This is a genomic window from Roseibium sp. (genome assembly GCF_965233565.1).
Classification (GTDB): Bacteria; Pseudomonadota; Alphaproteobacteria; order Rhizobiales; family Stappiaceae; genus Roseibium.
Genome location: NZ_OZ247494.1, coordinates 485,413 through 500,353 on the forward strand (window position 1 = coordinate 485,413; position 14,941 = coordinate 500,353).

The following is a 14,941-nucleotide window of genomic DNA, read 5'->3' on the forward strand; positions in this document are numbered from 1 at the left end:
ATGCGTCAGGACGAAGACCTGTCCTGACGCAACACCGCCTGGCAGATCGTGCGTTTCAGAACCTCCCGCGCCATCTCTTCCGGCCAGCTGCAGTCCCGGGTCAACAGGCCCCAGGTCTGCACGCTGAAGGAGGCCCACAGGTAATCCGCGGCCTGCTTCGCCGTCCAGTCCGGCGCCAGGGCCCCCTCCTTTTCCAGTCCCTGCGTCAGGGTCAAAAGCCAGTCCCGCAATTCGCTCATCCGGTCTTCCCAGGCGGCAGAGGCGTCCGCATCCGTACTCCTGAGCCGGATCAGATCCGAAGCCACCGGGTATATTTCCTTCACGAACCGGATCCACACCTCGACCGTCGAAACGAGGCGCGCCTGAGGGTCTGTTTCCTCGAAAGCCGCAAACAGCCTGGCCCTGATATCCAGCCGTTCGTCCGTGCGTCGTACCAGCGCCAGGATCATGCCCCCGCGCGAGCCGAAATGATCATAGACCGATTGCCGGCTGATCCCGGCCGCCTTTGCGATCTGGGCCAGGGATACATCCGCACCGTGGTCGCAAATCAGGCTCCAGGCCCTGTCCAGGATCTCTGCTCTGGTTTTTTGCAGTCGCCGCTCACTTGACACGTGTAAAGTCATCTCCATATTTGACATGTGTAAAGTTATGGAGATCGACTATGACCGTCAACCAGCAAACCCTGCAATTCGCCGATTGGTATGGACCGGGCCTCGACGGCACCAGCCCGACAGAGACACAGTGGGCAGACCTTCTTGGCCGGGCACCCGACAAACCCGTCACCTTGATCAACTTCTTCAAACTCAGGGAAAAAGCGCTCTATCAGGACGACACCGAGACCGTGTCAGGCCAGGAAGCCTTTTCAAACTATGCCTCTGTCAGCGTACCGGCCATGGAACGCGCCGGTGGCAGCTTTCTCTATGTCGGTCCGTTTCAGGGCATGTTTCTGGGTGAGACCGAGGACTGGGACCTGATCGCCATCGGCGCCTATCCGGACCTGAAGGCCTTCATGGCCCTTTATTCCGATGAAACCTATCGCGATGCGTTTCACCACCGAACAGCCGCCTGTGAACGCCAGAAAGTGCTCGTCTGCGGCGATTAAGCCATTGAGCTTGATAGAGATTTAAAGCGGCAGTCCGAACCAGAGTGCGGCAATGCCGAGAAAGGCGAAGAAGCCGACCACATCGGTCACCGTCGTTACAAAAACGCTGGACGCAATGGCCGGGTCGACATTCATCCGGTCGAGCGCAATCGGGATCAGTAGGCCGGAGAGACCGGCAAACAGCATGTTGATCACGATCGCCCCGGCGATCACCACGCCAAGGCCCGGACTTGCAAACCAGAGCCAGGCCGTGATCCCGATCAGCACCGCCAGCGCAACTCCGTTGAGCACGCTCACCAGCACCTCACGATTGAGCACGCGGAGCATGTTGCGGGCGCCCAGTTCCTGGGTGGCGATACCGCGCACGGCGACCGTCATGGTCTGCGTGCCCGCATTGCCACCCATGGAGGCCACGATCGGCATCAGCACGGCGAGCGCGACCATGGCCTCGATCGTGTCTTCAAAAAGAGCTATCACCACGGAAGCCAGAATGGCTGTTCCCAGATTGACAACCAGCCAGGTAAACCGCGAGCGCGCGATGGTGATGACATCGTCGGAGATTTCCTCGTCGCCAACACCGGCCAGCGCGCGAATGTCTTCTTCCGCTTCTTCCTGGATGACATCGACGATGTCATCGACGGTCAGGACACCGACCAGGCGCTCATTTTCGTCAACGACGGCGGCGGAGACCAGATTATAGCGTTCAAACCGGCGGGCGGTCTCTTCCTGGTCTTCCGTTGCCAGGACGGCCTGACGCGTCTCTTCCATGATGGAAGTGACCTTTTCGTCGCGCCTGGTGCGCAGGATCTTGTCCAGATGCACCGCCCCCAGGAGCTTGAACTTGGGATCCACGACGTAGATTTCGTAGAAACTGTCCGGAAGATCCCGTGCCTCGCGCATGTAGTCGATGGTTTGTCCGACGGTCCAGAAGGGCGCAACGGCGATGAATTCGCTCTGCATGCGCCGGCCGGCGCTGTCTTCCGGATAGTCCAGTGCCTTTTGCAGCTGCGCCCGGTCGGCATAGGGCAGCTCTTCCAGGATCTCGGCCTGGTCGTCTTCGTCCAGGTCCTCCAGGATGTAGACGGCGTCATCGGAATCAAGGTCTTCCAGGCCTTCGGCGATGACCTCGTTGGGCAGCTCCTCCAGCAGTTCAAGACGAACCGCCTCGTCGATCTCCGTCAGGGCGGTGTAGTCGAATTCGTCGCCCAGCAACCGGACAAAGGCGGCACGATCATCCGCATCGAGTGTTTCAAGCAGATCGCCGGTATCGGCCTCATGCAGGTCGCCGGCCAGTTCGCGAAGCGCAACCGTGTCATTTGCCTGGATTGCTGCTTCGACGGCAGCAATGAAATCAGGATTGAGACGCTCTTCTTCGTCACGCACCGGGATCAGTGGTTCGGACGGCGCGGCGACATCAAGCTCAGCTGCTTCGCTCATCCGGCACCCTCCTCACCTGCGTGTTGACCCGATCCGGTGAGCCTGCACCGGTATGCGTCCAGAACTAGCGTTTGCAGGGAAAAAGCGCCACAGGAAAAACGAAACCGGTCCACAGACTTACGCAGATGAAAGCAATTCGAAACCGTGTGCTCCGCGCCGGTTAACTCGGCCGGTCATGAGCTGTCAAAACCCCTGGCAACCCTTTTTCCGCGCGGCCACTCGCAGCTGCTCCAGATAGGCTTCCACCTTTGCCGGCAAAATGGTCTCGTCATCGGATATACAGCGCGGCGCCCGCCGAAACGCCCGCCGGGCCCGCTCGCTCTTCAGACACACACGCCCCTCCGCCAGCACTTCCTGTTCGGTATACCAGAGCTGTTGGCAGGTCATGGCCCCGAAGCGGCCGGGATTGACCGTGAGGTTCTGGGCCCACGCGATATCTGCGAACGACAACAAGAAAGCCAAAGCGATTATCGGTTTGAGCCTGCTGCTGCGATGGCCTCTGTTCCAGGACCGGAAAACGTCACGCACGGTTTTCAACCTCCACAGTACTGCTTGTCGCCGCCGCCAATCTGGCCAGCAAAAGGAGAAGGACCAACGTCAGGCCCATGCGCAGAAGGGCATAGCCATACCCCAGGAGCACCGCGGACTGAAGCTGATCCGGTATGTCCGGTCGCAGGACCGCAAAAGACAGAAAAGCCGAGATCAGTTCCAGGACAACCAGCGCCAGATAAGCCCTCCAGGCCTTGCGCGGTCTTAGAACCACCTGCGTCAGGACCAGGACAATCACCAGGCATTCAAGTGTTGAAATCAGGATCGACCAGACGCCAGGCGACATCAGCTGAGGCAGAAGCACGTGACGCCACACGGCTGCATTCTGGACAGCAACCAGCCAGAAGTCCTTGATCGAAAAAGCGGTCGTGAGCAGCTGAACAAACAGAAGTGCAACAACGGCAATTGCGACACCAAGGCAGGCGGCCCGTTTCAAATTGGTCTTGTCGGTTGAGGTCACACATCACCCAGGTTGGTTTTCAAGGACATAGCAGCGGTACAAATGCGGCATCAATGAGAGAGCCGGCGCTGCCTCCTGACACCCGCCGACACGATCACCTGCATCTATAGCCAACGTCCGAGACGCTCGGCCTGAGGACAGAAATCGGCGGAACTTGTCTCCATCCTTGCCCCTAACAAGAGCCTGCGCCCTTCCCTGGATCTCACCGAGACAAGCTCGACATCCGAAACAAACCGCTGCCAACAGCGCGCCAGCGTTTCCGCCTGGATTTTCCGGGCGCCAAGGGCATCCGGGACTGGATGGTAATCGGTACGCGTTTGCCCAAAACTGCACACCTGCCGCAACAGGATGTATCTTGGGTTCTCCACCGGGCTCAAAAGCTGCTCCAGGCATTTCAGGAAAAGCGCCTGTTCCTTGGGGTCTGCGCCATCCAGGCTGCAGAAATGCTCGCCGTGCAGAACATGAACAGCAGGCTTCAACTGATGGAGCGGTGTCTTTAGCTGCCCGGTTTCGGACAGCGCCTCAAGCACAGCCTTCCCGATCTGCGACAGGTTCTGTTCCACCGACCGGTTGCGTAGCGCCCGCGGAACCGTCCTGTGGAGGTTTTCCTTCTTTGCAAGGAATAACGTGAGCAACAGAACAACGACCGCCCCCAAGGCAGTCATCGTTTTTTGAGCCCAGAGGGAATAAGCCAACGCCGCAACGGCCAGAACCAGCAAGGGCAGGATCACCCCGCCCATACGCCTGGCCCTGCGATAGACCCAGCTCTGGGGGGCTCTGCGCACGGCGGCCATCGGGCGCAATCTTGCACCTGCCGAGCTCTTGAAAAGGGCCAGCTTCCAGCGCTCAGTAAGCCCTGCCCGATCGGCACTTCTGGCAAAGGTTGCCCCATTGACCTGATCAAGCGCTTCTTCCGACCAATCGGTTTCGGCGAACCCCAGCCGTCCCAACCCTGTTTCGATATAGGGCGGATCACTCATGCTGAGCCCTTCAAAGGCCTTGAAGCGGCGCACCAGCAGTACGGCATCCTGTCCGAGATCCTCGCGCAGGGGCTTCTGCGATCTGAAGTGTCTTCCCACCTGCCGGCCAGTCTCCAGAACCTTGCCGACGACGCTGCTGGTATCAGGCAGTTTGACACATGCCAGATGCCAGACATTTGCCGTTTTCCGGCTGTCCTCCGGGTCCTTCCGGATGGCGCGGCCCCGCATCTGGTTGGACAGCATGAATGATCCGACCGTACTCGCCAGCACAAGGGAATTGATACAGGGCGCGTCCCAGCCCTCTCCCAGAAGCGCCTGCGTCCCTACAAGCACTGTCACGCCCCCCTTCCGGAACACTTCGGTCATCAGGGGGACCGTCAGATGACGAACGGAAGCCGTCAGTTCCACCTCAACATAAGCGGGATCGTGGGCCAGCGGTCGCAAACGCAGGTCGTCCCGGCTGAGCCCGGCATTCCCGCAGGCGGTTTGCAACAGCTCCAGTGCCTTGGCTGGCAAGACCACATAGGAACCCGTCAACAGCCCGACTTCGTAGGCATAGTCACCCCGATTGCGCAGGACCTCGAACACCGGCACTGCGCCGATCTTCACCGGCTCATAGACCGCCTGATGATCACTGGGCTGAAGATCGCGGTGAATGTGGTCGGTCAGGATGACCATGCGCAGACGATTGCCCAAACTGGAGCACTCCGCCGCCACAATGGACCGGATGCTCTGGATCTTGCCCAGGCTGTTGCGCAGCATGCGATCGATCCGGTCCATGTTGGCAAGCGCGGCTCTTTTGCCGCGCATTCCGCCGAAGGCCTTGAGCTTCCTGGAAATATCCTTTCGCAGGCCCGGTTCGAACCGGTCGGCCATCTCGCCGTTCAGGACACCGTTCAACAGGTGTTCCAGAAACTCCCGATCCAGCCCGGGCAGTTCCCGGTTGTCCAGACTGAAGAGTTCCAGCAAAACCGGGGAAACCGAACGTCCGGCGGCAGTCAGAAACACCAGCGCGGCGAGACAGACGTCTGCCTGACGGAAAAGCTCCTCTTCCCAATCGGCCGGAGAGCGAAACCAGGGCAGATTTTCCAGGCGGTCAAGAAATTTCGCATTCGTCAGCAGGTCTTGCGCAAATCCATTGAGATTGTTGGCAAACGCATTGATGAAGCTGGTTTCGTCTGCTGTCGGCGCAGAAAAGCAGACCAGGTCCTGGTGCGGGCACAGGTCCCCGGTCTTGACCAGCTCCGGCACGGAAATCTCGCAGTCAATCGGACCGCACAGGGCTTCATAATTGTCCCATTCCGCCGCGTCGGTGTCATAAGGCGGCGTCGCGGTCAAAGAAACGGTCGTGGTCTCATCGGCAAGCGCCTGGCGCAGTCGCATGAGCGACTGGTGCCACTCCTTTCGCAAGTGATGCGCTTCATCGAAAACCAGCGTGCCGACACCAAGGTCTCGAAACTGCTGAACAAGTTTCTCGGCAACTGACCAGCCGTTTCCGTCTTCAGCCTCCGGCGGCGTGCCCGTCATTGCGGCGTGAAAGCCCTGGTAGGTCACGATCGTGACCGGTTTCACTTCCCGGATGTTCAGCGATATCCAGCTGTCGTCAGTCCCATCCGGCAGAAACAGCTCTGTCAGACGTGACTTCCATTGCTGCCGGATCGTCAGTGTCGGCGCAAAAACGATGGCCGGTTTTCCAAGGCGGCGCAGCACCTCCAGGCCGAGCACCGTTTTGCCAGACCCAGGTGCTGCAACGACATGCAGCTGAGAATCGTCCAGATGACGATCCAGTTCGTCCAGAACCCGTTGCTGATAGTCTCTCCAGGGAAACTTGAAGCGCATGCTTTGCAGGATCTGGTCAAACCGGTGATGGCTGTCGGAGGTGCCCGTCATGCCGGACCGTTGGACTTGCGCGCAACGGAGACCGGCCGATAGGCGAGACCCTGCAAGACTCTCAGTCCCTTGCACATTCCGGCGGCCTGGTCTCCATCGTCCAGTCAGCAACCTTCATTGCCGGAAGTTTCGTCTTGAATTGATTGTTGTTGTGCACGCCCTTTCCGGTCAGCAGATTGACGTCACACTGGCCGGCGGCATCCGGATCGAGCGTATCGTAGTAGCTGTAGGTGTAGCCCGCCACGACAAAGGCACCACCACGATAGGCAATGGTCAGGATCTGTTCCCAGCGGTCCCGTCCGATGGACGAGTTCTCAGAATAAACTTTCAGCGACCCGTGTTCGGTTTCTTCCATCCACGGTTCCTGGCCATACATGCCGCCCCGCCAGACAATATTTTTGGCATGGGCGGCCTGAACCCAGCCCTCACCTGCATCGGTGTAGATAAAAAGATCGCCGCCGTCATCCGTTTCGGCGAGCACGGCCCGGAAGCGATAGATATCGCCGTCAACGGGCACGGTCGCGGAGCCGACCACCGATTGCGGCGAGATCATTGGCTCCTGGGCGAAACCGCTGCCGGTGATCGGCAGCATGGCCACCGCGGCCAACGCCGGCAATGTAAGATTTGTTTTGAAAGTCAACATCTTCAGCCCCTGACACGCGTCTCCCGGACAGAAGCTGTTCTGGCAAGACACTGTGAATCGAACGCCGGGACAGGAAAGCATATTCGGCGCGGCACCGACAAGCGCATCCATCTGTGCCAGCCAAGCGGCCCAAGAACCAAAAAGGCCGCCCCGAGGGGCAGCCTTTTGGTGAAGCACTGGTAGCATGCTTCGAATATGGTGCGGTCGAGAAGACTCGAACTTCCACGGGTTTTACCCCACAGCGACCTCAACGCTGCGCGTCTACCAATTCCGCCACGACCGCATATTCGATTGTTCCCGGCGCCTGTCAGCGTCGAGGCGCTCCATGTAGCAAAAGGAATTTGGGGGCGCAAGAGCCCTTTTTGCAATAATTCACAGGCTCACGAGTTTTCTTCAAAACAGCTGTGCATTCAGGCTAGAGCGGCCCATCGGTGCGCATCGGCCGGATCTCGGGCGGCCGCATCAGGACTTCGGTGATGGAGATGCCGATCCGCTCACCAAGCAGCACCACCTGGCCCTTTGCGACCAGGGTGTTGTTGGCGTAGATCCTGACGTCATCGTCCTCGTTGACATCGAGATCGATCACGGCACCACGGCCCATGCGAAGGAGCTGGTGAACGGGCATCTCGTTCTCCCCCAGCACAACGGATATGTCGACTTTGATCTCGTCAAAGGTGGTCATTGGACGCATTGATCCTTAAAAGGGGCATTGCCCGCCAGCGCTCCATCATATCACGGCACGGCCTGCCAGCTCAAAAAACAATGAAGTGTCATCCACATGTCACCAGCCGATAGAGACGACCTTTCTTACAGTTTTCTGCCAAAACCGGGCTCTGCACCGGTGGAATGGCGTATTTCGGACGACCTTGTCGATTATGAGCAGGCGATCGCGGAAATGGACGAGCATGTTGCGAGAATCATTGCCGGCGAAGCGGGCGAGCGTGTCTGGCTGCTGGAGCACCCTCCCCTTTATACCGCAGGCAAGCGCGCCGACGATGCCGATCTGGTCGCGCCGGACCGGTTCCCGGTCTATCGCACCGGGCGCGGCGGCCAGCATACCTATCACGGTCCCGGCCAGCGGGTTGCCTACGTGATGCTGGATCTGAAGCGACGCCATCAGGACGTACGCGCCTTTGTCTCCGCGCTCGAAGCCTGGCTGATCAACACGCTCTGGCACTATCATATCCGCGGGGAACGGCGCGAGGACCGGGTCGGCGTCTGGGTACGCCGGCCGGGTCGCGGCGCGACCGTGGAGGACAAGATCGCCGCAATCGGCATTCGCCTGCGCAAGTGGGTGGCCTTTCACGGCATCAGCTTCAATGTCGAACCGGAGCTGGAACATTTTTCGGGCATCGTACCTTGCGGCGTCACCGAACATGGTGTCACCAGCCTGGTCGACCTCGGCATTCCCGTGACAATGGCGGAAAATGACAGCGTTCTTCGGGTAGAATTTGAGAAAATCTTCGGCCCGACTGAACTGCGCTGACGGGATCCCCGGCGATCACAGCCCCGACAAATGATTCGCTCCTCCAAGCCGTTTGCTGCCACCGAAAGACCCTATCCGAAATAATCATTGTCATTATTGCGGGTGTTTTTTCTAAATACTGATCTCCTTCATGTATTAACCGGCAACACCCCGCCAGATTTAGTTTTCCTTCACTCGTTTGCGCCAAGAAAGACACAAACTTTCTCAACGATCGGGACCCGAGTTTGTGACCCAGTCTCCTGCGCAACGCTCATCCAAGAGCGTCATCACCAAGATCCTGCTGGCGGCAGCCGCCGTCATTGTGGCGATTTTCGCCGGCTTCGGCCTCTTCAACGACACCCTGCAGCGCAACGCCAAATCCGACGAAGTGCGCGACTACATGACCGGTGTCGGACAGTCCGAAGTCAATATTGTCCGCAACTGGTTCGAGGCACGTCTGCTGCTTGTGGAAACCACGGCCGAACGGATCGCCAAGGCAGACGACGTCACGCCCGAGTTCTTCAACCTGAAGAGCCTGACCGACAATTTCAGCGCCACCTATTACGGTGTTGCCGAAGACGGTGCCTTCAACATGTGGCCGGAGGCCGATCTGCCAGAAGGGTATGACCCGCGTAAACGGCCCTGGTACCAAGACGCCGCAGCCAAGGGCAACTCCACGATTACGGCGCCCTACCAGGATGCCTCTTCAGGCAATCTGATCGTGACGGCCGCCACCCCGGTCAAGGCTGGCGGAACTCTTGCAGGTGTTGTCGGCGGCGACTTTGATATTACCACCCTGGCAGACATGCTGGCCGCATCCGATATGGGTGGCATGGGATATGTCTTCGTGACGGATTCCAGCGGCACCATCCTCATTCACCCCGACAGCGACCTGATCTCCAAACCCTTGAGCGACCTGTTTCCGGGAAGCTCGGTCAAGGTTTCCGCCGAGCCGCAATATGCCTCCAATGCCAATGGCGACCGGATCGTGCAGTTTGTTGCCGTGACCGGCCTACCCGTTGACTGGCAAATCGGTCTGTCTGTCGACGAGGCCGCTGCCTATGCCAGCCTGACCAGTTTCCGCTACTCGGCCATCATTGCCACGGTGATCGCCACCGTGCTGATGCTGATCATCCTGGGAACCTTGTTCCAGACCCTGCTTGCCCGCCCGCTGGCATCCGTGACCCGCTCCATGGCCGAGATCGCCGAAGGTGACCTCGATGCACCGGTCCAGGGTCTTGAGCGCAACGACGAGATCGGATCGATTGCCAACGCGGTTGAAGTCTTCAAGACCAACGGCAAGGCGCAGCGTGAGCTGGAGGCGGAACGCGAAGCCGAACAGGAAGCAAAGCAACGCCGTGCCGCCGCCGTCGATGATCTGCTCGGCGGTTTCAACCAGGAAATCCACGACGTTCTGGAAACCGTCTCCAACGCCACCAACGAGCTGGAACGCACGGCGCGTGAGCTGGCAGAAACGTCCGACAAGAGCTCGACCGACGCGGAAGCAGCCGCCCGCACCACCGGTGACACGGCCGCAAATGTACGCTCGGTCGCAGCCGCCTCCGAAGAGCTGACCTCCTCCATCGCCGAAATCGCGCGGCGCGTGGAAGACCAGGCTGGCATCTCCGACAAGGCCTCCAGTGCAGCCTCCCAGACAGATCAGACCGTCCAGAGCCTGGTGGCGACCACGGACCGGATCAGCCAGATCGTCAGTCTGATCAACGACATCGCTGCCCAGACCAACCTTCTGGCGCTGAATGCCACCATCGAGGCAGCCCGAGCCGGGGAAGCCGGCAAGGGCTTTGCGGTCGTGGCTTCGGAAGTGAAATCCCTGGCAACACAGACCGCTCAGGCAACGGAAGAAATCGCCACCCAGATCCAGGCGATGCAGACCGTTTCCAACCAGGCGGCCGATGCCATCAAGGACATTGCCAACGTGATCGCCGAGATGTCGGAGATCTCCAAGGACATCTCGGTCTCGGTCGAACAGCAGAGCCTGGCAACCAACGAAATCTCGAAAAACGTCAACGAGGTCTCCACCGGCACGGATTCGATCTCCGAAACCATCATCCAGGTTTCCAGCGGCGCCCAGTCCACGGGCCGGAATGCGACCGATGTCCTGTCGACCGCCGAGTCGCTTTCCAGCGAGGCCTCGGACCTGCGCTCCAAGGTCGAACGTTTCTTCGACGGCATCCGCGCAGCCTGATTGAAACGGAAGAACAGACGAAAGGGGCGGACCTGCTGGTCCGCCCTTCATTTTTTGCCTCCCGCCTGCCTCGAGCTATCGTGCGGCAGTCGCGTGTATATCGATCAAACCCGGCAGGAAAGACCTTACCATTTGGGCGTCTCGTGCCCCAGAGGCGCCGGGGTAAAAGATCAGGTCGATGATCCCTGTCCGGCTATTTCACGACGTCCCGCAAGAACGCCTGCAAACCGTGTTTGCCGCCCGGTGTCCATCCAAGCGCGCGCAGCTTGTCCGTAGCCATGACACCCGGCACCGTGTTGGCCTCATCCGGCAACTTGCCGGACACTTTGGAGGCTTCAGCATAAAGCCCGAGCAGCTCCCGCCGGTCGAGCAACAGATCCGATACGTTGAAGACATCGAAGGGCGACTGGCCGTTTCGTCCCAGCAGCAGGGACACGGCGGCTGCCAGGTCCGCGCCATGAACTTCCGTTGCCCGGCGCGGCGCAATCTCTTCACCATGCGCAAAGGCCTCGAACATGGAAGACCATTTGTGTGAACTGAGCCCGGGTGGCAGTCCGTAGATGCCGGTCGCTCTCAGAACGCTGCCACCGAAATGCGCGTCACTCCGCGTTTCAAGTGCCTGTTCACCGGCCAGCTTGACCTCACCATAAAGCGAATCCGGGCGCGGCTGATCGGTTTCTGAAAGCAGGTCGCCGCGCCGGTGATCACCATAGACCGCCCGGCTTGAGAGAAACACGGCATGCCGGCAGCCGGCGCGTATTGCCGCGTCAAACAGGGCTTCCGTGCCTCCGACATTCACCCGGGTGAATGCCTCTGGATCGTCCCCCTCACCGCCCCGAAACCGCCCGGGTTCATGCAGCAAGGCGCAATGGACCAATGCGTCGGCTTGCGGCAGCTCCGGCTGAGGATCTGCAAGATCGTACCGGCAAAATCCGGCCGAAAATCCGTCAATCGGCTGACGTCCAAGACATGTGACGCTGTGGCCATCCCCGATCAGCCGATCAAGAATGAACCGCCCGACCGTTCCGCTCGCCCCCGTCAGCAGGACATGCATGTCAGGATGCTTTCCGCGCCGGTCCGTCCAGCGGTCCGGGCAGATCCGAAATCACGTCCGGAATGCCGTCACCGGTCGCATAGGCCTGCCAGAGATCGATCAGGGGCCGCAGGCGTTCGGCCTTGTCGTGACTGGTCTGCCAGGGTTTTTCATACTGGTAGTGCAGAATGTGAACCTGCCGCCAGTCCCAGAGGTCCGGAAGGTTGAACCAGACATATTGCAGCATGTTGTAAAAGACCGGCAGCCCGTGCCAGTCGGGGAAAAAATGCTCCAGAAACGTCTGGTCGGTGCGCCGCCAGAACGCTTCCGGCCGATCGAGTCGTTCCAGCATGGTGGCAAAGGTGTCTTCATCCGGCTTCGCCGTGAAAACACCACTGTTCAGGCGGTGAAAATCCGTCAGGCTTTCATAGACATTGGGTGCGGCGCAGAATTCCGGATAGCCGAACAGCTTGTCGCAGTTCCGGAGCACCAATGCGTCGGCGTCGATGAAAACAACACGCTCGTAGTCCTTCAGCTGCCAGAGGCGCAGCTTCACGAAGTTGTCGAGCGGTGTATGAAACACCGGCTTGCCACCTTTCGTGAACGGGGCCGCCTTGTGCAGCCGGCCGCGCTCGTGACGCTCGTTGAAAGCTTCTGAAGTCGGCAGGCGTTCGCAACGGCCGAGCCGCGGGGCAAAGGCTGTCAGAACCGACAGGTCGTCTTCTGCGACCGCCGGCGTGAACAGCACCACAAGATCTGCCTCCGTGTCGGTCCGCCGCAGCGAACGCAATAGCGCGGACGCCCCGAGCACATAGTCCCGGTTGGTCACCAGTGTCACATAGGCGGTCCGGCTGGCCGGTCCTCTATCGAATTCCGGAGCATCCTGCATCGCCAGACCTCAGGAGACCGATTTCAGACGCGGATGTTCCGGATCGTGCTCGATCTCTTCTGCAATGTCTTTGGTCCAGGCCGAAACCGCCGGAACGCGGCTGCGATCGACGCGGTAGGAGAAGTTCTTCGCCACGTCGACAACTTCCGTCAGAAGTCCGTCTTCCAGCGTGATCGGGTTGAGACCGAGTTCCAGGAACTGCTTGTTTTCAACGACCAGATCGTTTTCGGCCGCTTCCTTGCGCGGGTTCGGCAGGTAGGCAACCTTGGCGCCGGTCAACCTGGAAATCAGCTCCGCCAGATCGCGCACCCGGTGGGTTTCCGTCATCTGGTTGAAGACCTTGACCCGGTCGCCTTTCTGCGGCGGGTTTTTGAGGGCCAGCTCGACGCAGCGCACCGAATCCTGAATGTGAATGAAGGCCCGTGTCTGGCCACCCGTTCCGTGCACCGTCAGCGGGTAACCGATGGCCGCCTGGATCAGGAAGCGATTCAGAACGGTGCCATAATCGCCGTCATAGTCGAACCGATTGATCAGCTGCTTGTGGCGCAGGGTCTGCTCGGTATGAGTGCCCCAGACGATTCCCTGGTGCAGATCGGTGATCCTGAGACCGTCATTCTTGGCATAGAACTGGAACAGAAGCTGATCCAGGCACTTGGTCATGTGGTAGATCGAGCCGGGATTGGCCGGATAGAGGATCTCCTGGGCCGCCTTGTCACCATCCAGCGTTTCGACATCCACGCTGAGATAGCCTTCCGGAATGGCAGCACCGACACTGGAGTAGCCGTAGACGCCCATCGTGCCGAGGTGAACCAGATGCGAATCCAGATCGAGTTCGACCATGGCGTTCAGCAGGTGATGCGTGGCGTTGACGTTGTTGTTGACCGTGTAGTTCTTGTGCTGATCCGATTTCATCGAATAGGGCGCGGCGCGCTGTTCGGCGAAATGGATGATTGCGTCCGGCCGGTTGTCGGCAAGCCAGGCCTTGAACACCTGATAGTCGGCGGCGATGTCAATCAGGTGGAAATGGATCGTGTTGCCGGTTTCCTGTTTCCAGATCCGCGTGCGTTCCTGAATCGAATCCATCGGCGTGAGAGACTGCACGCCAAGTTCGGCGTCGATCCAGCGACGGCTGAGATTGTCGATGATATGAACCTCGTGCCCCTGGTCCGACAGATGCAGGGATGTGGGCCAGCCGACAAAACCATCACCGCCAAGTATCGCAATCTTCACTGAAATTCTCCCTGGATTGTCACAACAGCTTGAAGTGAGCCAACCGGACACACCGATTGTTTCACCTGAAAGACCAGATCATTGCTATATTTCCGTGACAACTCAACCTGCTTTGATGAAATTGATATACGCTACACACACCATTCCCTCAATTGTCATGCGACCGTCCTGCATCCTTTCTGACGCCAATCGTAGTCAGCAAGGCGGCAGAGCGCTTTGCCGGAGAACCACGACTGGTGCTTCAGGCTCAGAGATGCGGATTGGGTGTGGCTAATATCGCAAACTGACCGAGGATCTCTTTCAGGCGACCTTGCCGCCTGAGACCATCCAGAAGTTCATTCATTTCTGCAATGAACTTTGCCCCGACCTCATTCGCATGACACAAGAAGATCGCCGTTTCCGGGGCCTTGCCGTAGAGCAGAGGCTTCACGTTTACAAGATGAGCAGCGTCGAGCTTTTCGATTGCAATCTGCGTATCAGGATAATGGCCCACAAAGCCATCAAGCCTTCCGAGTTTGATCATGGCGACAAGTTGGCTTTCGCTTTCCACCGGCGTCCACCCCGCCGCGACGTCTCCCAACGTTCTTATGGCACCAGAACCGGCAATGTATCCGATATTACGGTTCCGGAGGCTTTCCAGAAAATAGAATTCTTCGGTACTTTGCCTCGGAGCGTAAAGCCTGAGTGAAAAGTAATCGACAGCTTTTGACCCGACATAGTGGTGAGCGGTCTCTGGATTGTCCAGCCGGCTCGAGCCTGTCGGAAACAGGCAAGATTTCTTCCGAGCCTTGAACAGGGTTCCCGCACGTGAAAGCGGCGCAACCACACGCGAGACTCTAAAGCTGCTTTTTGCGAAAAGTTCATCCATCAACAGGTCATACTGACGGCCGCTCTCACCGGTTGCCCGAAAAGGCAAATGATTCACAAATACATAGATCTCGTCGGTCTTGTTCACCAAGTCGACTTCATATGTCTTTGCATCCGCCAACGCCATAATGGGCCACAGCAAAAAACCTACGATTAGGAGTGCGTATTTGGTCCACATGAACGTGTGCCC

14 protein-coding genes and 1 tRNA gene are annotated in these 14,941 nt (G+C 59.0%); 3 read left to right on the forward strand and 12 right to left on the reverse strand.

What is annotated here, in order from left to right; genetic code table 11:
• Positions 1-5: 5 nt before the first annotated feature.
• Complete coding sequence (locus tag ACO6TG_RS02220) at positions 6-611, reverse strand: TetR/AcrR family transcriptional regulator (RefSeq protein ID WP_422376681.1); 606 nt, start codon at positions 609-611, stop codon at positions 6-8.
• Between the two features lie 50 nt (positions 612-661).
• Between ACO6TG_RS02220 and ACO6TG_RS02225 the strand changes: the two genes are divergently transcribed.
• Positions 662-1,102: a DUF1330 domain-containing protein gene (locus tag ACO6TG_RS02225; protein WP_422376682.1), complete on the forward strand. Its 441-nt coding sequence runs from the start codon at positions 662-664 to the stop codon at positions 1,100-1,102.
• Between the two features lie 21 nt (positions 1,103-1,123).
• Here ACO6TG_RS02225 and mgtE read toward each other — a convergent pair whose 3' ends face one another.
• The 7 genes from mgtE to ACO6TG_RS02260 form a co-directional block, all read right to left on the reverse strand.
• Positions 1,124-2,539 carry a magnesium transporter gene (gene mgtE / locus ACO6TG_RS02230; RefSeq protein ID WP_422376683.1) on the reverse strand — a complete coding sequence of 472 codons (1,416 nt, stop codon included), beginning with the start codon at positions 2,537-2,539 and terminating at the stop codon, positions 1,124-1,126.
• A gap of 183 nt (positions 2,540-2,722) precedes the next feature.
• Complete coding sequence (locus ACO6TG_RS02235; protein WP_422376684.1) at positions 2,723-3,067, reverse strand: hypothetical protein; 345 nt, start codon at positions 3,065-3,067, stop codon at positions 2,723-2,725.
• Entirely contained in the window at positions 3,060-3,548 is a 489-nt protein-coding gene (locus ACO6TG_RS02240) for a hypothetical protein (protein ID WP_422376685.1), read from the reverse strand. Before ACO6TG_RS02240 ends, ACO6TG_RS02235 begins: the two co-directional genes overlap by 8 nt.
• A gap of 104 nt (positions 3,549-3,652) precedes the next feature.
• Positions 3,653-6,418 carry a DEAD/DEAH box helicase family protein gene (locus ACO6TG_RS02245; RefSeq protein WP_422376686.1) on the reverse strand — a complete coding sequence of 922 codons (2,766 nt, stop codon included), beginning with the start codon at positions 6,416-6,418 and terminating at the stop codon, positions 3,653-3,655.
• A gap of 61 nt (positions 6,419-6,479) precedes the next feature.
• Positions 6,480-7,061, reverse strand: a complete 582-nt coding sequence (locus ACO6TG_RS02250; RefSeq protein WP_422376687.1) for a hypothetical protein — start codon at positions 7,059-7,061, stop codon at positions 6,480-6,482.
• 196 nt (positions 7,062-7,257) lie between these two features.
• Positions 7,258-7,344 (reverse strand) — tRNA-Leu (locus ACO6TG_RS02255).
• 132 nt (positions 7,345-7,476) lie between these two features.
• Positions 7,477-7,743: a FliM/FliN family flagellar motor switch protein gene (locus ACO6TG_RS02260; protein WP_094071050.1), complete on the reverse strand. Its 267-nt coding sequence runs from the start codon at positions 7,741-7,743 to the stop codon at positions 7,477-7,479.
• A gap of 96 nt (positions 7,744-7,839) precedes the next feature.
• Between ACO6TG_RS02260 and lipB the strand changes: the two genes are divergently transcribed.
• Together lipB and ACO6TG_RS02270 are read left to right on the forward strand one after the other, a co-directional pair.
• Entirely contained in the window at positions 7,840-8,547 is a 708-nt protein-coding gene (lipB, locus tag ACO6TG_RS02265; RefSeq protein WP_422376688.1) for a lipoyl(octanoyl) transferase LipB, read from the forward strand.
• Positions 8,548-8,773: 226 nt separating this feature from the next.
• Positions 8,774-10,732 carry a methyl-accepting chemotaxis protein gene (locus ACO6TG_RS02270; RefSeq protein ID WP_422376689.1) on the forward strand — a complete coding sequence of 653 codons (1,959 nt, stop codon included), beginning with the start codon at positions 8,774-8,776 and terminating at the stop codon, positions 10,730-10,732.
• Between the two features lie 193 nt (positions 10,733-10,925).
• On the opposite strand, the gene ACO6TG_RS02275 is transcribed toward ACO6TG_RS02270, so the two are convergent.
• The 4 genes from ACO6TG_RS02275 to ACO6TG_RS02290 form a co-directional block, all read right to left on the reverse strand.
• Positions 10,926-11,786 carry an NAD-dependent epimerase/dehydratase family protein gene (locus ACO6TG_RS02275; RefSeq protein ID WP_422376690.1) on the reverse strand — a complete coding sequence of 287 codons (861 nt, stop codon included), beginning with the start codon at positions 11,784-11,786 and terminating at the stop codon, positions 10,926-10,928.
• Between the two features lies 1 nt (position 11,787).
• Positions 11,788-12,654 (reverse strand): glycosyltransferase, encoded by an 867-nt coding sequence (locus ACO6TG_RS02280; RefSeq protein ID WP_422376691.1) that lies wholly within the window; start codon positions 12,652-12,654, stop codon positions 11,788-11,790.
• 9 nt (positions 12,655-12,663) lie between these two features.
• Positions 12,664-13,884, reverse strand: coding sequence for an NAD-dependent epimerase/dehydratase family protein (locus ACO6TG_RS02285; protein WP_422376692.1), 1,221 nt, complete (start codon positions 13,882-13,884; stop codon positions 12,664-12,666).
• Between the two features lie 247 nt (positions 13,885-14,131).
• A complete protein-coding gene (locus ACO6TG_RS02290) occupies positions 14,132-14,929 on the reverse strand; it encodes a hypothetical protein (protein ID WP_422376693.1) in 798 nt (265 codons plus the stop codon).
• Positions 14,930-14,941 lie beyond the last annotated feature (12 nt).

Coding starts and splice junctions, on each gene's coding strand:
- ACO6TG_RS02225 (WP_422376682.1), top strand. CDS start 662: ATGACCGTCAACCAGCAAACCCTGCAATTCGCCGATTGGTATGGACCG.
- mgtE (WP_422376683.1), bottom strand. CDS start 2,539: ATGAGCGAAGCAGCTGAGCTTGATGTCGCCGCGCCGTCCGAACCACTG.
- ACO6TG_RS02245 (WP_422376686.1), bottom strand. CDS start 6,418: ATGACGGGCACCTCCGACAGCCATCACCGGTTTGACCAGATCCTGCAA.
- ACO6TG_RS02250 (WP_422376687.1), bottom strand. CDS start 7,061: ATGTTGACTTTCAAAACAAATCTTACATTGCCGGCGTTGGCCGCGGTG.
- ACO6TG_RS02260 (WP_094071050.1), bottom strand. CDS start 7,743: ATGACCACCTTTGACGAGATCAAAGTCGACATATCCGTTGTGCTGGGG.
- lipB (WP_422376688.1), top strand. CDS start 7,840: ATGTCACCAGCCGATAGAGACGACCTTTCTTACAGTTTTCTGCCAAAA.
- ACO6TG_RS02275 (WP_422376690.1), bottom strand. CDS start 11,786: ATGCATGTCCTGCTGACGGGGGCGAGCGGAACGGTCGGGCGGTTCATT.
- ACO6TG_RS02280 (WP_422376691.1), bottom strand. CDS start 12,654: ATGCAGGATGCTCCGGAATTCGATAGAGGACCGGCCAGCCGGACCGCC.
- ACO6TG_RS02290 (WP_422376693.1), bottom strand. CDS start 14,929: ATGTGGACCAAATACGCACTCCTAATCGTAGGTTTTTTGCTGTGGCCC.